The 23787-nt window shown below is 46.5% G+C and carries 24 protein-coding genes; 13 read left to right on the forward strand and 11 right to left on the reverse strand.

Features of this window, described 5'->3' with window-relative positions; translation table 11 throughout:
* Positions 1–217: 217 nt before the first annotated feature.
* The 3 genes from GC098_RS39225 to GC098_RS39235 form a co-directional block, all read right to left on the reverse strand.
* Entirely contained in the window at positions 218–1174 is a 957-nt protein-coding gene (locus tag GC098_RS39225) for a D-2-hydroxyacid dehydrogenase (RefSeq protein ID WP_171649737.1), read from the reverse strand.
* 22 nt (positions 1175–1196) lie between these two features.
* The gene (locus tag GC098_RS39230) at positions 1197–2090 is read right to left on the reverse strand and encodes an RluA family pseudouridine synthase (protein ID WP_246359234.1); all 894 of its coding nucleotides are present in this window, start codon (positions 2088–2090) and stop codon (positions 1197–1199) included.
* 258 nt (positions 2091–2348) lie between these two features.
* Positions 2349–3395, reverse strand: coding sequence for a LacI family DNA-binding transcriptional regulator (locus tag GC098_RS39235; protein ID WP_171649739.1), 1047 nt, complete (start codon positions 3393–3395; stop codon positions 2349–2351).
* A 142-nt stretch (positions 3396–3537) separates the two neighbouring features.
* Here GC098_RS39235 and GC098_RS39240 point away from each other — a divergent pair, with 142 nt between their 5' ends.
* The 3 genes from GC098_RS39240 to GC098_RS39250 all read left to right on the forward strand — a co-directional run bounded on the left by GC098_RS39240 (position 3538) and on the right by GC098_RS39250 (position 7301).
* Entirely contained in the window at positions 3538–4881 is a 1344-nt protein-coding gene (locus tag GC098_RS39240; protein WP_171649740.1) for an FAD-dependent oxidoreductase, read from the forward strand.
* 339 nt (positions 4882–5220) lie between these two features.
* Positions 5221–5445, forward strand: coding sequence for a hypothetical protein (locus GC098_RS39245; RefSeq protein ID WP_171649741.1), 225 nt, complete (start codon positions 5221–5223; stop codon positions 5443–5445).
* 92 nt (positions 5446–5537) lie between these two features.
* Positions 5538–7301 (forward strand): B12-binding domain-containing radical SAM protein, encoded by a 1764-nt coding sequence (locus GC098_RS39250; RefSeq protein WP_171649742.1) that lies wholly within the window; start codon positions 5538–5540, stop codon positions 7299–7301.
* A gap of 46 nt (positions 7302–7347) precedes the next feature.
* Here GC098_RS39250 and GC098_RS39255 read toward each other — a convergent pair whose 3' ends face one another.
* Complete coding sequence (locus GC098_RS39255) at positions 7348–7710, reverse strand: c-type cytochrome (protein ID WP_246359231.1); 363 nt, start codon at positions 7708–7710, stop codon at positions 7348–7350.
* A 154-nt stretch (positions 7711–7864) separates the two neighbouring features.
* On the opposite strand from GC098_RS39255, the gene GC098_RS39260 reads away from it, so the two are divergent.
* The 5 genes from GC098_RS39260 (at position 7865) to GC098_RS39280 (ending at position 13121) form a co-directional block, all read left to right on the forward strand.
* A complete protein-coding gene (locus GC098_RS39260) occupies positions 7865–8632 on the forward strand; it encodes a gluconate 2-dehydrogenase subunit 3 family protein (protein ID WP_171649744.1) in 768 nt (255 codons plus the stop codon).
* A 36-nt stretch (positions 8633–8668) separates the two neighbouring features.
* The gene (locus tag GC098_RS39265) at positions 8669–10390 is read left to right on the forward strand and encodes a GMC family oxidoreductase (protein WP_171649745.1); all 1722 of its coding nucleotides are present in this window, start codon (positions 8669–8671) and stop codon (positions 10388–10390) included.
* A gap of 40 nt (positions 10391–10430) precedes the next feature.
* Positions 10431–11159 carry a twin-arginine translocase subunit TatC gene (gene tatC, locus GC098_RS39270; protein WP_171649746.1) on the forward strand — a complete coding sequence of 243 codons (729 nt, stop codon included), beginning with the start codon at positions 10431–10433 and terminating at the stop codon, positions 11157–11159.
* A 36-nt stretch (positions 11160–11195) separates the two neighbouring features.
* Positions 11196–11393, forward strand: coding sequence for a twin-arginine translocase TatA/TatE family subunit (locus tag GC098_RS39275; RefSeq protein ID WP_047681186.1), 198 nt, complete (start codon positions 11196–11198; stop codon positions 11391–11393).
* 228 nt (positions 11394–11621) lie between these two features.
* A complete protein-coding gene (locus GC098_RS39280; protein ID WP_171649747.1) occupies positions 11622–13121 on the forward strand; it encodes an IMP dehydrogenase in 1500 nt (499 codons plus the stop codon).
* Between the two features lie 739 nt (positions 13122–13860).
* Here the strand turns inward: GC098_RS39280 and GC098_RS39285 are convergent.
* The 5 genes from GC098_RS39285 to mnmL form a co-directional block, all read right to left on the reverse strand.
* Entirely contained in the window at positions 13861–14826 is a 966-nt protein-coding gene (locus GC098_RS39285; RefSeq protein WP_312880630.1) for a type I phosphomannose isomerase catalytic subunit, read from the reverse strand.
* A gap of 75 nt (positions 14827–14901) precedes the next feature.
* Positions 14902–15480 (reverse strand): tRNA 5-(aminomethyl)-2-thiouridylate-methyltransferase MnmM, encoded by a 579-nt coding sequence (gene mnmM / locus GC098_RS39290; protein ID WP_171649748.1) that lies wholly within the window; start codon positions 15478–15480, stop codon positions 14902–14904.
* Positions 15481–15511: 31 nt separating this feature from the next.
* On the reverse strand, positions 15512–15841 hold the full coding sequence (locus tag GC098_RS41070) for a c-type cytochrome (RefSeq protein WP_281367188.1): 330 nt from the start codon (positions 15839–15841) through the stop codon (positions 15512–15514).
* Positions 15762–16046 (reverse strand): hypothetical protein, encoded by a 285-nt coding sequence (locus GC098_RS39300; protein WP_171649750.1) that lies wholly within the window; start codon positions 16044–16046, stop codon positions 15762–15764. The genes GC098_RS41070 and GC098_RS39300 overlap by 80 nt, the downstream gene beginning before the upstream one ends.
* Before the next feature lie 194 nt (positions 16047–16240).
* Complete coding sequence (gene mnmL / locus GC098_RS39305) at positions 16241–17206, reverse strand: tRNA modification radical SAM protein MnmL/YtqA (protein ID WP_171649751.1); 966 nt, start codon at positions 17204–17206, stop codon at positions 16241–16243.
* A gap of 150 nt (positions 17207–17356) precedes the next feature.
* Between mnmL and GC098_RS39310 the strand changes: the two genes are divergently transcribed.
* The 3 genes from GC098_RS39310 to trmB all read left to right on the forward strand — a co-directional run bounded on the left by GC098_RS39310 (position 17357) and on the right by trmB (position 19043).
* Positions 17357–17902 carry a WGxxGxxG-CTERM domain-containing protein gene (locus GC098_RS39310; protein ID WP_312880631.1) on the forward strand — a complete coding sequence of 182 codons (546 nt, stop codon included), beginning with the start codon at positions 17357–17359 and terminating at the stop codon, positions 17900–17902.
* Between the two features lie 124 nt (positions 17903–18026).
* Positions 18027–18236, forward strand: coding sequence for a hypothetical protein (locus GC098_RS39315; protein WP_171649752.1), 210 nt, complete (start codon positions 18027–18029; stop codon positions 18234–18236).
* Between the two features lie 75 nt (positions 18237–18311).
* Positions 18312–19043 (forward strand): tRNA (guanosine(46)-N7)-methyltransferase TrmB, encoded by a 732-nt coding sequence (gene trmB / locus GC098_RS39320; protein WP_171649753.1) that lies wholly within the window; start codon positions 18312–18314, stop codon positions 19041–19043.
* 70 nt (positions 19044–19113) lie between these two features.
* Here the strand turns inward: trmB and GC098_RS39325 are convergent, their stop codons facing one another.
* Positions 19114–20244, reverse strand: coding sequence for an MGDG synthase family glycosyltransferase (locus GC098_RS39325; protein WP_171649754.1), 1131 nt, complete (start codon positions 20242–20244; stop codon positions 19114–19116).
* A 4-nt stretch (positions 20245–20248) separates the two neighbouring features.
* Positions 20249–20776 (reverse strand): phosphatase PAP2 family protein, encoded by a 528-nt coding sequence (locus tag GC098_RS39330; protein WP_171649755.1) that lies wholly within the window; start codon positions 20774–20776, stop codon positions 20249–20251.
* Positions 20777–20966: 190 nt separating this feature from the next.
* Here GC098_RS39330 and GC098_RS39335 point away from each other — a divergent pair, with 190 nt between their 5' ends.
* A complete protein-coding gene (locus tag GC098_RS39335) occupies positions 20967–22151 on the forward strand; it encodes a glycosyltransferase family 4 protein (protein ID WP_171649756.1) in 1185 nt (394 codons plus the stop codon).
* A 355-nt stretch (positions 22152–22506) separates the two neighbouring features.
* The gene (locus GC098_RS39340) at positions 22507–23742 is read left to right on the forward strand and encodes a glycosyltransferase family 2 protein (protein ID WP_171649757.1); all 1236 of its coding nucleotides are present in this window, start codon (positions 22507–22509) and stop codon (positions 23740–23742) included.
* Positions 23743–23787 lie beyond the last annotated feature (45 nt).

Below are 23787 nucleotides of genomic sequence, written 5' to 3' on the forward strand. Positions count from 1 at the left end.
AATAGTCTAATCTACTCGCATAGCGATGTTTTTCATCGCTAAAGTGTGCATGAGGAGGAAATGAGCTCAGTTAGCGATGTAAAACATCACTAAATCCACCACACAACAGGGATGCACGGCACGATTCCCAGAATTCATTCATTCATTCATTCATTCATTCATTCATTCACTCACTCACTCACTCACTCACTCACTCACTCACTCTGTACTCCACACACTACCCAACCACATTCACCGGACGCCCATCTAGATAGGCACGCACATTACCAACCGCCGTACCCATCAGTCTAGCTCGTGCTTCTTTAGTTGCCCACGCGATATGCGGGGTAATGATCACATTTCGCGCATGCAGCAAGGGATTGTCTGGCCGAGGCGGCTCTATGGTTAGCACATCGAGACCGGCTCCTGCCAATCTGCCTTCATTGAGCGCATGAGCGACATCCTCCTCATTGAGAAGACCGCCTCGTGCTGTATTAATTAAAATAGCTGTCGGTTTCATCAGAGCTATCCGTTTAGCATCTATCAGTTGATTCGTAGCCGGTGTCAACGGACAGTGGAGACTAATGACATCAGAGCGCTGCAGCAGCTCGTCGAGCTGCACCCACTCGATACCCTCAACAGGTTGAGGGACATTTCTTCCACTGCCAGTCGCGATAACTTTCATCCCCATGGCCTGTGCGATCAACGCGCTTTGTTTGCCGATTTGCCCTAAGCCAATAAGTCCCATGGTCTGACCGCTTAACTCCATGAGCGGAGATCGGCTGTAGCTGAAATCAATCGACCCAGACCAATCCCCATTAAGCACGCTGTCACTATGCTGCTGCACCCGATGGCAAAACTCCAATAACAAAGCAAAGACCAATTGAGCAACAGAATTCGAGCTGTAAGCAGGTACGTTAGTGACAATAATGCCATTCTCCTTGGCAGCCTGAATATCAACGATATTGTACCCGGTCGCAAGTACGCCGATATAGCGAAGCTTTGGCAGTTGCTGAATCATTTGAGCGGAAAGCGGCGTCTTATTCGTCAACACAATCTCCGCGTCAGCAGCGCGTTCAATGATCTGCGATTCAGCAGTTCGATCGTAGACAGCAAGATCACTGAGTGAATCTAATACGCTCCAGTTCAGATCGCCAGGATTTAGTGTGTAGCCATCAAGCACAACGATTTGCATCTCTTATCGCTCCCCAAGCCATTTATTTCTTCACAGGTAACTCTTTAAACGGATTCAAAAACACCTTCGGAATATGCGTCTCAAATCGCAGCAGCTGACCCGTTGTCGGATGCAAGAATGCAAGCACTCGCGCATGCAGTCCAAGGCGGCCGATTTCCTTCGTCTTTGAACCGTATTTCTTATCGCCAACAACGGGGTGGCCGATGTCCTGCATATGAACGCGGATTTGATTTTTGCGGCCGGTTTCGAGATTAACTTCTAACAGTGAGAAGCTCTTGTTCGCTTGTAACGTTTTATAATGAGTAATTGCGTGTTGTCCATCATTCGGATATGGCGTCGAAAACATTTTAAGCGACTTCGTATGCTCTTTGAGCCAAGAGGAAATGGTTCCCTCAGGCTTCCGTACCATACCTTCAACCAGGGCAACGTACGTGCGTTCTTTGACACTCTCCTGCCAAGTGTTCTGTAGGTGCTGCTGAGCTTCTTCGTTTTTGGCAAACATCATCACGCCGGATGTATCTCGATCCAGTCTATGTACAACGAAAATTCGAGCCTTCGGATCGTGGTTCCGAACATGTGCCGTGAGCTGACGATAGGCTGTAATCTCATTTTCTTTGGTATTTGTGGCGATAGATAATAGCCCGGCATCCTTTTGAATGACTATCACATCTTCATCTTCATGCAAAATCGTCATACCAGCGAGCGGGATATCTTCGACGATTTTATCTTTGTTAATGGTGACCGTCTGCTCTGGCTGCAATGGATAGTTGTAAGCTGTTACGGCTTTGCCATTCACTGCGACTTGTCCACGGGCAAGTATGGCTTTTACGGAATTCCGGCCCAAACTCGAAAGCTTTTCTATTAAAAAAGGCAGAAGCTCAGAGGACTCCTTAACGGTGTACTGGCGAGTGCTCATCTCTTGGTTTCCTTTTGTTGGAGTAGGAGTCTGGCTCTGACTCTTATTTTGCTTGAATTTGGGATTCTGGTTTTGGCTTTTATTTGGACTTTGAAACTTACCTTGCTTCTTTTGCATAAAAAAGACCTCCTATTGCGATCGCTTACCTTCCGGTCAGATCATTCACCTTACAATATACCACGTTCGCAAAAGCAAAAGAAACGCTATGAGTGAAGATCCTGTATAGCGCGCGACTTTCAAGTTACATCCTAAGGGAAATTACTTATCCGCTACCTGTCCAGCCAGCTTCTGAATCGTGCTCCCCGCGAAAAATTCTCCCTGTAACCGCACATGTTCAAATGGTAAATGCGGATTCGCTATCCGCCAAAGCATCCGATCCGCCGCGCGATAGCCGGTTTCTCGAATCGGCAGCTGCGGGCGCGAGCACAGTGGGAGCGTGTCACTTTGTTCATTGAGCAGTGCGACTAACGAGCATTGCTGTGGAACAGCAACCCCTAAGCGGCGCAGCGTGTGATACGCAGGCGCAGCTTCCTCATCGATACCGCAAATAACGGCAGTGGGCTTGTGCGTCCTGTACAGCACTCCGAAATTCTGCAGCCACTGATCTGTGCCGTCTCGCTCCGTTGCGTGCTCATACGGATCCACCGTAAACCCGGCTTCTTTCATTGCTTCACGAAAGGCCTGCCACCGGATAACGAAGCCACGTTGATCCAACGCATCCCCCACATACATAATCTTCCGATGCCCCATTCGCACAAGCCTTCGAACAGCTTGAAAAACAGCCTCGTATACATCCCAAATCACACTATCTACCTTGGTTTCCGGCGGAGGGAAGTTCAGCAGAATGCGAGGGAGCGGAAGCTCCAACAATTTCAGCTCCAGAAGGTCCAAATTCATTCGCGGCGCAATGAACACACCTTCCGCATACATCAGCTCTTGCTCCTCAGCCCATGCTTCAAATTGCGATGGCTTTAGGTGTGGAGGAATGAGGAGAGGCTGCACCGTGTGGCCGAATTCCATGAATCTTTCGTGCAGTCCTTGCAGCAATAGTCGATTGAAGTTTAAAGACTGTTTGTTTTGGACCAGCACAAACCGGCGCTTTACAACAGGATAGGGTGAAATATGATCCAGCTGCAGCGTTTGTTTCTGATCTTTGGTCATATAACCAAGCTCGCGTGCAAGCCGGAACACTTCACTTCGTGTCTGTTCGGACATTCCGGGGAGTCCACGCAGCGCTTTAGACACCGTTTGTATCGTAAGACCGAGCTCAGCGGCCAAATCATGAAGCGTAATTCGTTTGCGCATATGTCGATGAAATCCCCTTTTCAAATTAATGAATGAACTGTAATTTTAAACTAAATTTAAACTAAAAAGAAGGTTGAATTTAAACTACACTAAGGGGGGAGCAAGGAACTCAGAAGAACTTAAACAAAGGGAGCGAATACAGATGAACAAAATAATAGAAGCAGATATCGTCGTTGTAGGCGGAGGTCCAGCAGGTGTGAACGCAGCCATTGCGGCAGGACGGAGCGGGGCCAAAACGGTTTTGATCGAGAAATACGGCTTTATTGGCGGGATGTCAACCGCTGCTCTTGTTTATCCATGGATGACATTTCATACAACAGATGGTAAGCAAGTCATTAAAGGACTAGCGCAAGAAATTATCGACCGCCTCATGGCAATGAATGCATCCCCCGGCCATCTTCGGGACACGGTGGGCTTTGTGAATACAATTACGCCATACCACCCTGAGATTTATAAAGTGCTTGCTGTTGATATGTTGAAAGAAGCGGGTGTTAAGCTGCTATTCCATAGCTTTGTTGATCATGTAGAGACCGTGGACAACCGTATCCAGTCCGTACAATTAACGTCCAAGTCGGGTAGAATTGATGTGAAGGGCAAAGTATTTATCGATACAACAGGAGATGCGGATCTTGCTTATCTATCAGGAGCACCTTGTTTACAAGGGCGTGACGGCGATAAACTCACACAACCGATGACGATGAAGTTCCGGATGCGCGGTGTGGATTTGGCAGTCGTCAAACAGTACATGATCGACCATCCGGATGAATTTTATAAAAAGACACCGATTGATGAGCTTGCAGATCTGCCTTTGTCCGGTGTTTTGGGTTATTACAAGCACTGGAAGGAAGCGAACCTGCCGATTAATCGAGATCAAGTGCTCTTCTTCACAGGTCCTGAAGCCGACGAGGTACTGGTCAACACTACGCGTGTTCAAGGGCTCGATGGAACTAATGTTGAGGATTTGACAGAAGCTGAAGAGCTGGGGCGTAAGCAGGTGTTGATGGTAGCTGAGTTCATGAAGAACAACCTGCCAGGCTTCGAAAAAGCCTCGATTTCATCGGTAGGCGCTCAAATCGGTATCCGCGAAACGCGCCGTATTGACGGCCAGTATGCGCTGCAGGTTGCCGATGTCGTGCAAGGACGCCATTTTGAAGATGTTATCGCACGCAGCGGTTATCCGATCGATATTCACGATCCATCTGGCAAAGGTGTGACTGCTGCTTGGGTCGAAGGTGACGGAGCTTACGACATCCCATACCGCTGCCTGCTGCCGCAAAAAATCGAGAACCTGCTGACCGCAGGGCGCTGTATTTCAACGACACATGAAGCACTCGCGACAACGCGTCTCACCCCAAGCTGTATGGCAACAGGGCAAGCAGCCGGTTCAGCGGCAGGACTTGCTGTTAAGCATGGTATTCAACCTGCGCAAATTGACATTGCGGAGCTGCAATCTGTTCTCGTGCAAGACGGGGCAGTGTTGAAGTAGCAAAATGCCTCTCAGCGAAAGCTCAGTAGCCTCCCCGCCGATTAAGGGCGGAAAAGGCACTTAAAAGCTTGATAGTTAAGCTGAGAAGGCAGAAAAAGCCTTCTCAGCCAAAGCTCAAACGCCATCCCCGCCGAATAAGGGCGGAAAAGGCGCTTAAAAGCTCGGTAGTTGAGCTGAGAAGCTCCAAAAGGCCTTCTCAGCCAAAGTGCAAACGCCGCCCCGTCGAATAGGTGCCCAAAACGCGCTTAAAAGCCAACTACTGTATGCAGACCTCCAAAAAAGGGAACACTTCTACTTACATGCTGCAACACTACATGTGAGAAAAGGTGGGAATTCCTAATGCTTTTATATCAGTTAACGCAATGGTTCGAAGAGCGCACCACCCTGCAAAAGGCTTTGCAAAGTGGCCCCGCCGAAAATACTGGTGAATTGCAACAAAGAATGCAAGAAGTCGAAGAACAGCTGTATTCCCATGCTGAACGGTGGAAAAATGCGATTCAGGAAGCCTCCTATTTGCAGTTCCCTTATGAGAATCCTCAGTTGGATGATGATATGGTTCTTTAGTCTTCTTTGGGAGGGCTTACCTTTGTATTTCCTCGGTTTTCGTGTAGAATTAGATTGTACGATAAACGAGAACAGAACGAGGTTTTTTGATAATGAAAGTACTTGTATCCACACTTAATGCCAAATTCATTCATACCTCCTTGGCTTTACGCTATCTGAAAGCGTTCTGCGAGAAGGATTTTGACGTTGAAATTACAGAATATACGATTAAAGACCCTGTCATGAACGTCGTTTCGGACATTTACCAAAAGGCCCCGGATGTATTGGGTTTTTCTTGTTATATTTGGAACATTGAAGAAACGATAACGATTATTAAAATGATCAAAAAGATTCGGCCAGATCTCTTGATCATGCTTGGCGGTCCTGAGGTCTCTTATGATACCGAATACTGGATGAATCGCATTCCTGAGGTCGATTTCATTGTGATGGGCGAAGGGGAAGAGACCTTCCACCAACTGCTGACGGAAATTTCAACGACTCGCAAATATCATTTTGTTTATGGACTGGCCTATCGCAAAGGCGAGGAAGTCGTACTGATGCCGGGCAGACCTAAGCTGAAGCTGGATGATATCCCGTCTCCGCACCGTTTTGCAGAGGATGTGCCGAGTCTGGCTAATCGCGTTGTGTATTTCGAGACGAGCCGTGGCTGCCCCTTCTCCTGTCAATTCTGCCTGTCGAGTATTGAGGTTGGTGTGCGGTATTTTGATATGGAACGTACCAAGTCAGACCTGCTTTACTTAATCGACTCCGGCGCGAAGCTAATCAAGTTTGTGGATCGGACGTTTAATATTAAGCGTGATTATGCGATGGAAATCTTTGAATTCCTCATTGAGAATCATCGCGGCACCGTGTTTCAGTTTGAGATTACTGCGGATATCATGCGTCCTGAGGTACTCGATTACCTAGCTGAGAATGCCCCTCCGGGTACATTCCGCTTTGAGATCGGGGTCCAATCTACGAATGATACAACCAATGATTTGGTGCAGCGCAGGCAAAATTTCTTTAAGCTGAGCCGCACGGTATCTAAGGTGAAAAATAGCCTGAAAATCGATCAGCATCTCGATCTGATAGCCGGCTTGCCGGAAGAGGATTATAACTCGTTCCGCAAGACGTTTAACGATGTCTTTGAACTAGGACCGGAAGAGCTGCAGCTCGGTTTCCTGAAAATGCTGCGCGGCACAGGGATGCGCAATGACGCTCATAAATACGGCTATGTTTACATGGACCATGCGCCTTACGAGATTCTCGGCAATGACATTCTGCCATTCACTGATTTGATTCGCATCAAACGGGTGGAGGATGTGCTCGAGAAATATTGGAACGCGCACCGCATGGATCATACGGTCAAATATTTAATCGCCAAAGAATTTGCTTCTGCGTTTGATTTCTTTCAAGAGTTCGGCGACTTCTGGGAAGGCCGCGGTTGGCAGAAGATTGGGCATCAGCTCGAGGATCTGTTTACCCGTTTGCGCGATTTCCTGATGCATCGTGAAACCAAAAACATGCACGTGATTGAAGGCTTGATGAAACTGGATTATTTCCTGGGTCATAAATATAAGCCGCGCAAAATCTGGTGGGACTTCACCCTGGAGAAGTCCGAGCAGAATGCCTACCTCAGGCTCCTGGCTGAGCAGCCTGAGCTCATCAGCGGAGACTTCCAGAGCCTCCGCATCAATGAAAAAGATCTCCACAAGCACGCGATGCTTGAGGTATTGCCTTTCGCTTTGCAGACATATCTGCAGAACGGAGAGATCGACGAAAGCAGCAAAGAGCTGCTTGTTGTGCACTTCCCGCCGGACGCGCAGCAGCCGGCTAGCTACTACACCATGCCGCTGCGCCAATTGGCGACAACATAAAAAAGCTTCGCTTTCCTTCTCGGAGAGCGAAGCTTTTTTGCATCCATTATTTCTTGTCTGCAAGCCAAACAGCTAGAGAGCTGATTTCATCATCCGTAAGCTTCCCTTTGAAGCTGGGCATCGCGCCTTTGCCATTCGTTATAATCGTTGCAAGCTCGTCCTTGGAACGCTTACTGCCTTCTTTCTGTAAATTAGGTCCTACTGCACCCTCAAGGTTAACACCATGGCAACTCACGCAGCTTTGTTTAAAAACAGCTTGGGTGTCGACTTTGGTTGTTGCCCCGCTGCTAGTTGCTGCTGGGGTTCCTGTTGCTGCTGGAGTTCCCGTTGTTGCCGGAGGTGTCGTCTTCCCACAGGCAGCTAGGGAGAAGGCTAACAATAGAAAGAGGCATAGAAATGATTTGTTCAACTGCATCATTCTCCTTCTTTTATTTCATTTGAGTTCTGTCACTACATTTCCCGAATTCGCTACTTTTCATGCAATCGGAATAATTAATGAACCGGTCGCTCATCCTATCCATAACAACCAATTTATACTAAAAACTCCAAGGAGGAATGAGAAATTGGCGGACAAAAACAAAGTAAGTTCTCCAGACCACTCACGGCGTCGTTTTTTGAAATATACCGGGACTGCTATTGGCGGTGTAGTAGTGGGGGGCGTAGTCGGCAGTGCGCTTTCAGGAGGATTTGGAAAAAAACAGGCGGCTCCTGCACCAGCACCATCAACAGCGCCACAAGCAGCAGCCGATTATAATCAAGCCCCTATGTTTTTCAATCAAGCGCAACTGCAGCTGACGGAAGCGGCGGCTGAACGTATTTTTCCCAAAGATGAAAATGGACCGGGAGCGACAGATTTGGGCGTCGTTTTTTATATTGACCATCAATTAGCCAGTCCATGGGGAGTGAATTCACGTGAGTATCGGACAGGTCCTTTTATAAAAGGGGAAGTGACGCAGGGGGATTACCAAAACATCAAGCGTAACGAGTTATTCACGATGGGGCTTCAAAGTATGGAAGAGGCTTGCAAAACCAAATATTCCAAGTCCTTTGTTGATTTAACGCCGGAGGAGAAGGACGCGATTCTGACATCCATGGAAAAAGGCGAGATCATGGTCATTAACGGAATAACGGGCAAAACATTCTTCAATCTGTTCTGCAGGCTGACCATGGAGGGCGTTTACTGCGATCCGCTGTATGGGGGTAACAAGAACATGTTGGGATGGAAGATGCGTAAATATCCAGGTAATCAGATGACTTACGCCAGTATTATGGAGAAGGATCAGTTCGTGGTCATGGATCCGCGTAGTTTGCATGATCATTTCGCCCATTAGTGAAAACACAAACACAGGTGAGAAAGGAAAGAGCATATGGCTACAAAAATGCCGAAAGTTCCAGTTGTCATTGTTGGAATGGGATGGGTCGGGGGCATCATTGCCGCGGAATTAGCTAAACAAGGGGTTAAGGTAGTTGGATTGGAACGCGGGAAGCCGCGAGCTACACAGGATTACTATATGGTGCATGATGAACTGCGTTATGCCCAGCGGTTGGATCTCATGCAGGATCTATCGAAGGAAACGGTAACGTTTCGCAATACGGAGAAAATGACCGCAGTTCCGATGCGTGAACACGGTTCTTTCCTGCTCGGGGAAGGACTCGGTGGAGCAAGCATACACTGGAATGGGCAAACCTATCGGTTTCTTCCTTACGATTTTGAAATTTATAGTAAAACGGTTGAGAGGTATGGGAAACAGAAAATACCAGATGGAATGACCATTCAGGATTGGGGTATTACCTACGATCAATTAGAGCCGTATTTTGACAAATTCGAGAAGATGGCGGGAATTTCCGGCGATCCAGACCAAAACCCTTTGGTTGGTAAGCGCTCGAGCCCTTTTCCTACTAAACCGATGGTGAAAACTCCGGTCTTGAAGCTGTTTGAAGAAGCAACGAAAAAGCTGGGATATCACCCCTATATGATGCCATCGGCCAATCTGTCGGAACAATATACGAATCCGGATGGAGTCACGCGGGCAGCGTGTCAATACTGTGGCTACTGCGAACGCTTCGGTTGTGAATACGGAGCCAAGGCAGATGCCGTGGTCACTGTGCTGCCTATCGCCCAGAAATCAGGGAATTTTGAGCTGCGTACCTATTCTAATGTTATACAAATTCTCAATGACGGTAAGAAAGCTAGTGGGGTTGTATATATTAACACGATTACGGGAGAACAGTTTGAGCAGCCGGCTGATGTGGTCATTATGGCGAGCTACGTGTTCAATAACATTAAGCTCTTGCTAACTTCGAAGTTGGGCAAGCCTTACGATCCAGCTACCGGCAAAGGAGTTATCGGTAAAAATTATTGCTATCAGACCAATGGTGGCTCAGCCGCGGGATTTTTTGACGATAAGGAATTCAATTTGTATGCCGGCGCAGGATCCCTTGGCATGGAGATTCCTGATTTCAATGGAGATAATTTTGACCACAGCAACCTCAATTTTCTTCATGGCGCAGGAATGCGTATTTCACAGACGGGGCAGCGGCCAATCGCTACCAACTCGGTTCCGAAAGGAACACCGACATGGGGAAAAGACTTCAAGCAAAAGTCACTCAAATATGCGAACAGTGTACTTTCTGTTTCTCCGCAGGGCAGCAGTTTGCCGTGGAAGCATCATTATGTGGACTTGGATCCTACCTATAAAGATGCTTATGGCCTGCCGCTGCCCAGGGTTACTTTCGATTTTGAGGAGCAGGATCGGCAAATGGTCAAATTCATGGCTGGCAAGGCAGCCGAAATCATGAAGGAAATGAAGGCTACGACAATTGGCTCATCGGATCAACTTGGACCTTACAATATCGTCCCTTATCAATCTACGCACAATACCGGGGGCGTCATTATGGGGGCAGAACCTTCAACTTCAGCCGTAAATTCCTACTTGCAAATGTGGGATGCTGAAAATGTTTTCGTTGTCGGAGCGTCAGCTTTCGCGCACAACAGCGGCTACAATCCTACGGGTACGGTCGGGGCACTTGCTTATCGGGCAGTAGAAGGGATTGCGAAATATTTGAAACAAGGTGGAATGATTGTTTAATCAAGTTAGGGCATAGGACTTTGTTTAATGGGGTGAAGGGATGGAGCAGGAAGATTGGATCTTTCATTTGACTGAAGTCCGCAAACGTTTGCTGATTGTGGTCGCATGGTTTGTGGTTACACTAAGTGTCGGGCTGTATGTTTCGCCTAGAATCCTGCGGTATATGAAATCGCAACCTTTGGTGGGCGAGATAAATTGGAACGTGTTCTCGTTTACGGACGGGTTGATGATCTACATGAAGTGCGCTTTCCTGGTTGCTTTATTGTTCACAGTTCCAGTGCTGCTTTATCAAGTGTGGGCATTCGTTCGTCCTGGTCTTACTGATGCGGAGGCTAAAAGCACCCTTCCCTACATACCGGTGTCATTTGCACTGTTTATTATCGGGGTATCATTCAGCTATTGGGTGGTATTCCCGATGATGATTCGTTTTATGATACGTATGAATCACACGGTCGGCGCTGTGGAAACATATGGAATCGACCGCTACTTTTCGTTTTTGTTCGAAGTTGTATTCCCCATGGCAATCGCCTTTGAATTGCCCGTAGTCGTTCTATTTCTAACAAGAATCGGTCTGCTGACGCCGCAGCGATTGAAAATGACGAGAAAATACGCCTACGTTGGTTTAGCGATCATAGGCTCATGCATCTCCCCACCCGATATGATATCTCATCTATCGGTCACGGTGCCATTAATCCTGTTGTTTGAAATTAGTGTAATGGTTGCGGGCTGGCAATGGCGAACCATGCAGGAAAGTCCTGCGAACAGCTGACTATCAATTAAGCACAAAGAAAAGAGGATGATGTTCATGTTTAACAATATTGGTGTATCTGGATTAGTGTTAATTCTGGCTATCGCTTTAATCGTGTTTGGTCCGTCTAAGCTGCCGCAGCTTGGTCGAGCGTTTGGTGATACGCTCCGCGAGTTTCGCAACTCTACCCGTAATATCATCGAAGATAATGAGCGTGATCCACTTATCGAAAATGAGGGCAAGAAGCCGCTTTAAGTCCGTCCATCTTTTGAAAAAACGGCTACATGTTAGCGATGCGTGAAATACGCCCGCGAATAGCCGGTGTAAAATTGGTTTTTAGGCGTTACAGAGCGAGCTGCCGAAAGGTCGCCGTTTTGTAACGCCTTTATTGGTATTTGCTAAAAAAATCCATTGACCACAGGTAAGGTTCAGTGATAAGATTGAAAAAATTTACCCATGGATCAAAAGGAGGAAATCGTAAAAGTGGCTACGTATTACTTAGAACCATCCCGCACGTTTAGTGAGTTTTTGTTGATTCCTAATCTTACGACGAAGGAATGTACACCGGCGAATGTGAAGCTTAAGACACCGTTAGTTAAATTCAATAAAGGTGAGGAGCCTGCAATCTCGCTCAATATCCCGTTTTCATCTGCTGTCATGCAGGCCGTATCCGATCATGGAATGGCGATTGCTTTGGCGCGGAGTGGCGGGATTTCGTTTATCTTTGGCTCGCAATCGATTGAAGAAGAAGCACTTATGGTGCGTAAAGTAAAAGGGTACAAGGCAGGATTTGTAGTTAGCCGCTCCAACTTAACTCCTCAGCATACGCTAAGTGATGTGCTGGCGTTGAAAGAAGAAACAGGTCATTCCACGGTTGCCATTACCGACGATGGTACAGCGAATGGAAAATTGCTTGGTATTGTAACAGGGCGTGATTACCGGACAAGTCGTGACCCTTTGGATCGCCAAATCCATCATTTTATGACGCCTTTTGATAAATTAATTTACGGCAAATCAGGAATTACTTTATCGGAAGCAAACAATTTAATTTGGGATCACAAGCTGAATTGTTTACCGATTGTGGATGAGCATCAGAAACTCGACACCCTCGTTTTCCGCAAGGATTATGATGAGCATAAAGAAAATCCGATGGAGCTGCTGGACGGTAACAAAAGCTATATTGTTGGTGCGGGGATTAATACGAAGGATTATAAAGAAAGAGTGCCTGCGCTTGTTGAAGCGGGAGTAGACATTCTGGTCATCGATTCTTCAGATGGATACAGCGAATGGCAGCGTGAAACGGTTCAGTATGTGAAAGAGAATTTCAATGTGAAGATCGGCGCGGGTAACGTTGTAGACCGTGAAGGGTTCCTTTATCTTGTGGAATCAGGAGCGGACTTCATTAAAGTCGGCATCGGCGGCGGGTCTATCTGTATCACTCGGGAGCAAAAGGGGATTGGTCGCGGACAAGCTTCTTCCCTTATGGAAGTTGTTGAAGCCAGAGACCAATACTTCAAAGACACAGGGACCTACATTCCAATCTGTTCTGATGGTGGTATCGTACATGACTACCATATTACATTAGCCTTAGCGATGGGCGCTGATTTTGTTATGCTAGGCAGATATTTCGCACGTTTCGATGAGAGCCCGACCAGAAAGCTAAAAGTTGGCAACAACTTCGTGAAAGAATACTGGGGTGAAGGCTCCAATCGTGCCCGCAACTGGCAGCGTTATGATACGGGCGGCAAAAACAAGCTCTTGTTTGAGGAAGGCGTCGATTCATATGTTCCATATGCTGGAGGCCTGCAGGAGAACCTGGACAAGACGCTTGGCAAAATAAAGTCCACGATGTGCAACTGTGGATCATTAAGCTTGGACGAGCTGAAAAGCAAAGCGAGAATTGCGCTCGTTTCCGCAACCAGCCTTGTTGAAGGCGGAGCGCACGACGTTATTTTAAAAGAGAGCAGCTTATCCGAAGAATAATAGCTGGGAATAGAGTGGGCTGTCTTGAAAGGTGGGTAACACCTGAAAGACAGTTCCTCCTAACTAAACAAGCCTCCAAAACCACGATGAAAGTGGTTTTGGAGGCTTGTTTTCATTTCGAGGATCGCACCAGCTTTGTTGAGAGATACTTCATTTCAACTCAGCTGAGTGAGAGACTTCAAAGTAAATTAAATTTGCTGAAAGAGACTTCATAGTAACTCAACTTTGTCGAGAGAGACTTCACTTTATTAACTCTGTTTCAATTAACTGAGTTGTACATTATACAACAATGTTCCATCCTAAACCGATAAAATCGCATTAAAGTTGCATTTTGTACAACAGTTTCGACTGATTTCCAAAGAAATCAGCTTATTTAAGAGAAATTGTTGTACTTTTTACAACAATCCCTTTCTAGAACACTTTTTAAGCTACAATTGTTGTACTTTTTACAACAATCCCTTTCTAGAACACTTTTTAAGCTACAATTGTTGTACTTTTTACAACAATCCCTTTCTAGAACACTTTTTAAGCTACAATTGTTGTATTTTTTACAACAATCAGACACTTAAGGGGCGAGGGAAAGGGCAAATGAACAGGCAAGGTCAAAGCAAGGTCAGAGCAAGGTCAGAGCAAAGTAAAAGTAAAAGTAAAAGTAAAAGTAAAAGAAAAAATAAAAATCCAAACTCAAACTCAAAGGTGCATTGGCTATGAGTTATAGTCAATATCGCAAAACGTACAATTAAGGCAAGTAGCTGCGAATAACCGTCATGCTGCCTTCAAGTGCATAGCTGCCAAGATCGGCTGGAAGCAGGAAGCAATCGCCAGGCTTCGTGGAGATGCTGCCATCTGTCCACTGGAGGGTTCCGTTACCGTCTGCAATAACGAGGATGACGAAGCTTTCAGGAGAAGTGCTTAGCTCCCATTTCGGTCCTACTAGGCCTTTTTCCACGGTGAAGAAAGGAGACTCGGCAAGTGTTAACCAAGTACCGGCTTCATTCAAATCTGTTTTCATGAAAGTGGAGCCGGAGCCTTCATACGCGATAACGTTGAGCGAATCTTCAATATGAAGATCACGAGGCTTACCGTCCAGTCCAGGACGATTATAATCGTACAAACGATAGGTTGTATCGGAATTTTGCTGAATCTCGGCAACTAGGACGCCAGCGCCAAGAGCATGGACAGTTCCTGCTGGGATGTAAAAGGAATCACCGGCTTCAACAGGCACTTCCTGTAAGCAGTCCAAAATGCGGTTCTCTGCAATTGCTTGAGCTAAACTTTCACGTGTAACGCCTTCTTGCATGCCGTATATAATTTTGGCGCCGGGCTTGGCATCAAGGATGTACCACATCTCTGTTTTGCCGAGCTCGCCGGTAGCCAAATTCTTGTAATGATCATTCGGATGTACTTGTACGGAAAGATCGTCTTCGCAATCCAATAACTTGATGAGTAGTGGGAAACGGCCGTTTTTCTCGGAAAATCCTTTCGTGCCGAACAACGTTTTGCCGTATTTCTCGCGAATTTCGTCTAGACCAAGGCCTGCTAATTCCCCATTAATAACCTTCGTCGTTCCATTCGGGTGATCGCCAATCATCCAGCCTTCGCCAATAGCGCCTTCTGGAAGCTGAAAACCAAACTTTTCTAGGGCTCTTCCACCCCAGACACGTTCTTTCATTTCAGGTTGAAATTGAAGCGGGTATGATTTCACTAACTATCCCTACTTTCTTCTCTAATTTCTCCTACCTAATAGTGCTAATGCACTCTCTAGCATTATATCATGCGTCTATCTTTTTTCTAGAGCTAAGAGATAGGGAGCATGCGTGCTGGTATTCATGAATTGGTACCGCAGCACCTGAAAGGCTGCAAGCGGAAGGAGCTGGGCCCAGCTTTCGACGGCCGCAGCTTCTTCCGAACCTCCATCGTGTCCGCTGTAGAGCACGATGGTCACGATACCGCCTTTGCGGAGCAGGCGGAGGGCAGCCTCGAGAGCAGGAATGGTGGATTCCTGCTTCGTAATGGTTGCCGGATCCGCGCCGGGCAGGTAGCCGAGATTGAACGTGACCGCGGCGACCTTGCCGTGGCGGTCCTGCGGCACAGCCGCCTCCATGAGCGCATGGCTGCATAGGCTCATGTGCACACAAGAAGATGCGTCTGGAAGTTCTTTTTCCAGACGCATCTTTGTTTGATCCAGTGCTTGCTGCTGGATATCGAAGCCGTAAACGCTGCCGCGGGTGCCTACCAGCTTCGCTAAGAACAAGGCATCTACGCCGTTGCCAAGGGTCGCGTCGACGACGGTATCACCCGGCTGAGCCCGCTGATTAATGAGTTGATGAGCAAAACTTAGTACCGAAACAAAACCCATGCGATGAAAGCCCTCCATGCTGCTTATACGATCATTTTTTGTCTGCTAGCCATGCGGCTAGCACTTCGATTTCTTCGGATTTCAGTGCGCTTTTGAAAGGTGGCATATCGCCTTTACCTCCCATGATCTGCGCAATGATCTCATCCTTGGTTTTGTGCGAACCGACCTTCGTCAGGTTCGGCCCGAAGTCGCCTGCAAGCCCTGCCCCGTGGCAGGACATGCAGTTGTCCTTGTACAGCACCTGCGCCTGCGCTGCGGTGCTGGTGCCGCCATCCGCAGGCTTAGCGGATGGGGATGGCGCCGCGCTGGCAGGCGCTGGCGTTGCAGTCGGCGCCGGCTTCGCCGTAGCCGTCTCTTTCAATGCTGGCGTCGCCGCGGCAGCAGTCGGTTTCGCTGTCGCCGCTGCGCTCGGCTGCGGAGTGCTGCTTGCCGCCGGCTGCACCGTAGCGGCTGCCGGTGTTGCCGGCGCCGCAGCAACCGGCGACGCACTTACTACCGCCGTCGGTGACGTTGACGGCGCCACAGAACTTGGCGCCACGGCAACTGGCGCCGGCTCCCCTCCGCATCCAGCCACAACTAGCATCATCCCAACAATGGCTGCTTGAGCTCGTTTCATCATCATGATCATCCATCTCCTTTAGTCATTCTACCTATATAAAGGAAACGGATAATAATCTATTTTGGTTTTATGTGTTTATATGTTTATATGTTTATGGGTTTATATGTTTATGGGTTTTATGTGTTTATGTTTTCGTTACATTTATCTTTGGTCGACCTTACCCTTCCAAAGTTTACCCTGCCAAGTATTTCTTTCTTTCAAAAGGCTGTCAAAAGCATTCAGCACTTCCCACTTTTTGAGGCTCCACATCGGACCAATCAGTAGATCGCGGGGCGCATCTCCAGTAAGGCGATGGACAATCATTTCCGGTGGCAGAAATTCGAGCGTATCAACGATAAGCTTCACATATTCGTCTTTTTCCAGGAACTGTAGCAAGCCGGCTTCGTATTGTTTCACCATAGGTGTTTTACGCATTAAATGAAGTAAATGGATTTTAATGCCTTGAACATCCATTTGAGCGACTGCTCGTCCGGTATCCAGCATCATTTCGTGGGTCTCCCCAGGTAATCCATAAATAATGTGTGCACAGGTGCGAATATTATGCTTTCGAAGCTTGGCAACTGCATCCAAATAGCATTGCGTGTCGTGAGCACGATTGATGAGTTCAGAGGTTGATTCGTGAACGGTTTGAAGGCCCATTTCGACCCATAAATAGGTACGTTCATTCAACTCCGCCAAGTATTGGATCACATCATCTGGTAAACAATCCGGTCTGGTAGCAATGGATAAACCCACAACGCCTGGCTGTTTTAAAATAACTTCATAATATTCCCGCAGCTCCTCAACTGGTGCATACGTATTTGTGTAAGCTTGAAAGTAGCCGATATATTGGGCTTCCGGCCATTTCTGATGCTGGAGATCACGAATCTTATTAAATTGGGTAACTAGATCATCGCGGCGGCTTCCCGCAAAGTCACCGGATCCTCGCGAACTGCAAAACGTGCAGCCGCCGGTTGCGATATTACCATCACGATTAGGACAAGTAAAACCTGCATCCAGCATGACTTTAAAAACCTTCCCGCCGAAAGCTTCACGCATTTCATAATTCCATGTATGGAAACGTTTGTCCCCCCATAATTGAGGCGACTCCTGAATAATTGTAGACATATGGTTGCTCCTTTCTTTCCAACCTAATTGTAGCGAAATTGAAGCATGAAAGCGACCCCTGCCTTTCCAAGAAGTTCCCCGTTAAAAGGGAGCCATACGGAGCATGATAACTTTGCATAACTATTACATGCCGAAAGGGGATTTGAACAAGTGAAAAAGTTTCGTACAATTACTTTGGCGGTAGCTCTGACAACAGCATTAAGCTTTGGGGCATCTAGTGCAATGGCTAACACAATAATGGGGACAACGCCAAGTGCTACACCAGGAACAACGGGGACAGGAACTACGACAACATCGGGATATACAGGAAGTAATTATGACGCGACGGTAGGTACTGGTACTACTGGTACTACTGGTACTACTGGTACAACTGGTGTTACCGGTACTTACGGTACTACTGGTACTACTGGTACAACTGGCCCCTATACGGGATACGGTACTGGTACAGGTTCCTATTCTGGGACTGGCACAGGTACTGGTATTAGAACTCATATCAATGAATATAGCAACAACATGATGGACCGAATGAGTACTAAGGGTACACACACTGGGAATTATGATACTTCATCTTATCGAACTTACGCGACTACCCCAACAAGTGGCAATCGTACGAATTGGGGATGGCTTGGTCTATTAGGTCTGTTAGGCTTAACTGGCCTAAGAGGGAAAGACAAACGAAGAGATGAAGCTAGATAAATAGCTATTATTTTAATGCGCCTTCCAAATGGAGGGCGTTTTTCTTTGTCGCTAGCATGATCTGCCATTCATAAAGAAAATCATCCTAACGAAAGCTATCATTAATGAGGCAGAAGGAAAGCAGGTGAATGAGTTGGTTAAGATGTCCCTAGATACCGATACGTTATCCGTCGAGTTGACCATTAAAGAAGCATTCGCTTTGAGCAGTGGCGTGAAATACGCTGCAGACCCAAGTATATCGAAGAACGCAAGACGAAAAGTACTGCGGTCTTTGGATCAAAAGCTGTTTCCAGCCACATCGAATACCATTGATTATCATACACTGGAAGTGTAATTCCCTTTGATTTTTTTCCTCGAATCGTCTATGATTTGTATTCGATAGCTTGTACGTGTAGGAGGCAAAAAGTAGATGCGTTTACGGGGAAGAAAAGGAATTCGAGAAGATATAGAACGTCAAAAGGAACTCGTTGTATTAAATGCCAAGGAATATAAAGGCAAATGGGCCGAGTTATTCGGTAACAACAACCCGATTCATGCCGAGCTTGGGATGGGTAAAGGGCGCTTCATTAGTGAAATGAGTAAGAAATATCCGAACATTAATTTCATTGGTGTTGATATGTATGACGAGTTGATTCGCAAAGCAAGTGAGAAAGCAAAGAATGCTCATGAAATCAAGACGGATGATGAGGCGGAGTCTGCGCCAAGCATTCCGAATTTGAAGCTCATGCTTTTCAATATCGAACATATTGAGGAAGCTTTTGCTGAAGGTGAATTAGAGCGGGTTTATTTGAATTTCAGTGATCCATGGCCGAAGAAAAAGCATGCTCGCAGACGTTTAACGCATCCTGGCTTTGTTGAGAAATATCAGCAAATATTAAATGCGAACGGCGAGATTCATTTGAAAACCGATTCGCAATCATTGTTCGAATTCTCGCTTAATTCTTTTGCCGATATGGGACTGAGAATGCGAAATATTTCCTTAAACCTGCATGTGGATGGGATTCATCCTGACCATGTTATGACAGAATACGAAACGAAGTTCGCCGGACAAGGCATGAACATTCATCGTTGTGAAGTGGTTATTGGCGAAAAAGTGCTTGCGTCACATCTGGAGCAGTTGAACAAAGCTAAATCGGAATAGGTTTATAAACAAGAAAAAGCTAATCTTCCACTACTGCGGTAGGAGATTAGCTTTTTTTGTTTTACACGAATCACCCGAGCAATTGCATAATGACCTCTGAACAATCAGCTGAGGGAAGATACATCTTCTTTTTATGATAATTAGAAACGCGCTTAGCCTCTACATCCGTGTAGCGACTTGCCAGCATCGATAACCAGTTCGCAATTGTATCTGCAGATCGGATCGGTTCGCCAAAGCCAAGCTGTGTAAAATAGTGGACATTCTCTTCTTCCTGACCCGGTATCGGATCGTAGAACAGCATAGGGATCGACTTTGCAAGCCCTTCTGAGCAGGTCATACCCCCAGGTTTCGTAACGAGCAAATCGGAAGCTTCCATCAGCTTGCCGATTTCTTGGGTAAACCCAAGCAAATGGATATTGGGATGCTGATATCTGGTGTCCATCGCCAGCTTTGCTAATGCTTTCTCATTATTGCCTAAGCAAAATATAAATTGGATCCGATCTCTCCATGTGATCAGGTGCTCACTGAGCGAATCGCCGCCGATTAATCCCCAGCCACCTCCCATAACTAGTACGGTAGGCAGAGATGCCAGCTGGAATTGTAGTCGAATCATCGATTTATCGTGGGCAACACGAAAGCTTGGATGAACAGGAATTCCTGTAATTTCGACTTGAGCTGCCGTGATACCGCGGCCCAGCAGTTTATTTTTGACGTCTTCTGTCGAAACCATATATTTATTTACTTCTCTACTGACCCAAGTTCCATGGACATCGTAGTCCGTAATGACCGTGCATAGCGGAATGTCTAAGCCGGCTCTTTTCAACCTAGATACCACAACACTGGGAAAAGGATGTGTGCAGACAATAGCTTGAGGAGCCCACTTTTGGATAATCGCCGCTGTCTGTGCATAAAAAATGCGATGTAAGGCCAATTGCGTCAAGCGGTTGAGCGATTTTTTGTATTGAGAGCGGTACAATCGGCCGTACAGCTTGGGTTGAGAGGTTAGTGTCTTTTTGTAAGCATGGATGATCCAAGGTGCTAATGTCGGGTGCAGGAATGAGCCTAATTCTAATACACGTGTTTCGATTGTAGAACAACGCTGCTCTAAGCTTACGGCAAGTGCATAAGCCGCTTGCGTATGTCCGGCTCCGAAGCCTTCGGAAAGAATGAGAACCCGTTTTTTACCATGCAAGACATCCATTCGTTTACCCCCAGAAAGCTACTGTCACTAGAGAAGCCGTCGTTCCAATTAAACATCCAACGATACAATCGGAAGGATAGTGCAGCCCTAGGTAGATACGTGATAGACCAACGATTAATGCGAGTGGTATGAGAATAAGTCCAAGTACAGGCACGGCTGTAACAAAAGGAAAAATGATTGAGAAGATAGCGGTTGTATGCCCGGAAGGAAAGGAATGATCCGTTAGCGGGTTTTTATAAGTAATGGTTTGAGGGTGTACCAGGTAAGGCCTAAGTCTTGGGTATTTCTTTTTAATAATAGCAACTGGAATATGACTGATGGTTAAGGCAAGGAGAGCTTGAATACCTGCTGTTCGCAGTGGACCTTGCCCAAACAATGCAAAGCATAAGGATATCGCAATGGAGGCTGTGGCCCCGCCTAAATGTGTGATTTTATTAAAGAAATGATCAAGGAAGAAGTGCTGGATACGTTGATTCACAAAGTGGAATACGCGTGTTTCATGATGCTGAAGCCAGTGTACGACCCTGCTCATGAGTAGTAGCCTCCTTCGCTGCTTGGGTTACCTTCTTAAGTCTTATTGTAAAGAACATTTATTAAAGGAAGATTAACGCAGTAATAAATTTTAAGAAATTTAATTTAACGTTCATCTGATCTCCCGATAACAATCCTATGCTAGCATGATGTGAATTAAGGGAATTGAAGGTAAATAGTAAAAGGGGCTGATGAGGTTGAGAGTTGCCTTATTTACAGATACATTCCTGCCAGATGTAAATGGAGTTGCCAAGACACTTGGCAGATGGACGCGATTTTTGGAATCCAAAGATGTGGCCTGCAAAGTGTTTGCTCCTACTAGTATGACAGAAGGTGACAACGATCCGTTCCGTGTAGAACGTTTTTACAGTATTCCCTTTTTATTGTACCCCGAATGTCGCTTAGCTATCCCAAATCCCCTCAATGTTCGCAAATCCCTCCATGCCTTTCAGCCTACAATCATTCATTGTGCAACCCCTTTCAATTTGGGACTTTTTGGCTTGCACCATGCTCGCAAACACAAAACGCCATTAGTTGCGTCCTACCATACTCACTTCGACCAATATTTGAGTCATTATAAAATACCTTGGGTGGAGCCTACGCTATGGAAATACATGCAATGGTTTCACCAAAGCTGTCAGAAGGTGTATGTGCCTTCGAAGTCTACCTTGCAGCATCTACAAGCCAAAGGGTTAAGTCATTTAGAGATTTGGAGCCGCGGTGTCGACGCGGAACGTTTCCAGCCGATTGTCGACCGAAAGTCAGTACTCGGGACATATGGCGTTGATCCTGCAAAGTTCGTTATGCTTTATGTCGGGCGTTTAGCCCCTGAGAAGAGCGTAGAGGTCGCACTAGACAGTTTTACTGCACTGCCAGCTGCGATCAGAGATGATTGCCATCTAATTATTGCTGGTGACGGACCGTCTGCCGGAGTGCTGCGCGAATGTTATGGAGGGGCTTCAGGAGTTACTTTTACCGGATTCGTTCAGGGGACACAGCTAGCTGAGCTCTATGCGGCTGCAGATGTGTTTCTTTTTCCTTCGGCGACAGAGACTTTCGGCAATGTTGTTCTGGAGTCAATGGCTTCTGGGACAACGGTGATTGGAGCTGCTGCAGGCGGGGTACAAGATACTATTGAGCATGAAGTGACGGGTTTACTCTGTCCGTCTGGCGATGTTGCTGTTTTCACACAAGCCATCGTAAGATTGTATGAATCACAGGAGACTCATCACAGACTGGCCATTGCAGGTAGGGAGTTTGCCCTGCGTCAATCTTGGGATCACATATTTAACCAATTGTTGGCCAGCTATGAAGAAGTGGCCTATAGGACATCTGCAAATCAGTCGCACTTACATTCAACACGTATGATCCAATAATAGGGGCAGCCACGCAAAAGTTGTCAGGGACAGCTCAGGTGAATTATAATAAACCCCGTATCACATGGGGGCGGCTTGATCGTGTTCGTCTAAATGGTGAACTTTTGGTACACAATAAAATGAAAAACGTTGAAAACAGGACTTTAACGATCTGATTTCAAGCACATGCTGCATAGTCTGTGCGCTTTCCGCTCAAATCTCAGAGAAATGGCTTTTATTCCGTCATTGTGAACTTTGACAAATGGGTGGAAAGAGAGGAAAATCAAGAACGGTTATTCACATGGTACATAAAACTGCGCATACGCGTATAAAAAGATAGCTTGTGTGCATAAACAAAAAAGGGGGACTTTGCTTCATGCTTGACAAGATTATGCTTACCTTTCAAATTGGCTTGGCCTTGGTCGGTGCGTATCAGTTGTTTTTAACTTTTTTCGGATGGTACCGTCCCAGAAACAAACAGAAATTTGCTCCCCAGAAATCGTTTGCCGTATTGGTTGCCGCTCATAATGAGGAGCAGGTCGTTGGCGCATTGATCGAGAATCTGAAGGCTTTGGATTACCCCAAAGAGCTTTATGACATCTTCGTAATTTGTGATAACTGCACAGACAATACAGCGGATATTGCACGCAGTCATGGTGTTCATGCCATGGAACGCCATAACCCGAACCTGAGAGGGAAAGGTTATGCGATCGAATGGATGCTGAAGGTGCTTTGGAAGCGGGAGCGTCAGTATGACGCTATTGTCATGTTTGATGCCGACAATCTCTCCAGTCCTGACTACTTGATGCACATGAACAATGATCTTTGCTCCGGTTCCAGAGTTATTCAAGCTTACCTAGACAGCAAGAACCCGAACGATTCCTGGGTTACTGGCTCCTATGCAATCTCGTATTATTTTGCAAACCGCTTCTGGCAAATGCCCCGTACAAACTTAGGGCTTGCTAACTACTTGGGAGGCACAGGAATGTGCTTTGAATCCAAGCTGCTTAAACAGATCGGATGGGGAGCTACAAGCCTTGTTGAGGATCTGGAGTTCTCGATGCGTTGTATCAAGCTCGGTATTCGCCCGACTTACAACTACGAAGCGATTGTCTATGATGAGAAGCCATTGACGTTTAAAGTATCAGCCAAACAGCGCTTGCGCTGGATGCAAGGACACTTTGATGTGGCCAAGCGTTATTTCTTCCCCCTATTGTGGCAAGGTATCAAAGAGGGCAGCTGGACCAAGATTGACGCGGCTATCTACTCCGCTAACGTATATAACTTCTTTTTCGGTGCGATCATCTCTGTGCTGCTTTGGATTAAATCGGTGACTCCGGGTTGGTCAGACACACCTATGCTTGCCGATATCAATCCTATTTTCTTTAACTCCGTCAGCATAGCGATTTATGTGCTACTGCCTATTTCCATGTTAGTTGAGAAGGCTCCTGGCAAAGTATATAAATATTTAATTCTTTATCCAGTGTTTATGCTTTCATGGTGGCCAATTACGTTCTATGCGTTCTTCACGCAAAACAACAAACAATGGAGCCATACGGAGCATACACGTGTGATTCGTCTAGACGAAATGAAAAGTAAACAAGTGAGTTGACTTTCTCTGAATGAGATGATATTATATTCAAGTAAAAGCAGAAGC

The sequence above is a fragment of the Paenibacillus phytorum genome, from assembly GCF_013141715.1.
Classification (GTDB): Bacteria; Bacillota; Bacilli; order Paenibacillales; family NBRC-103111; genus Paenibacillus_E; species Paenibacillus_E phytorum.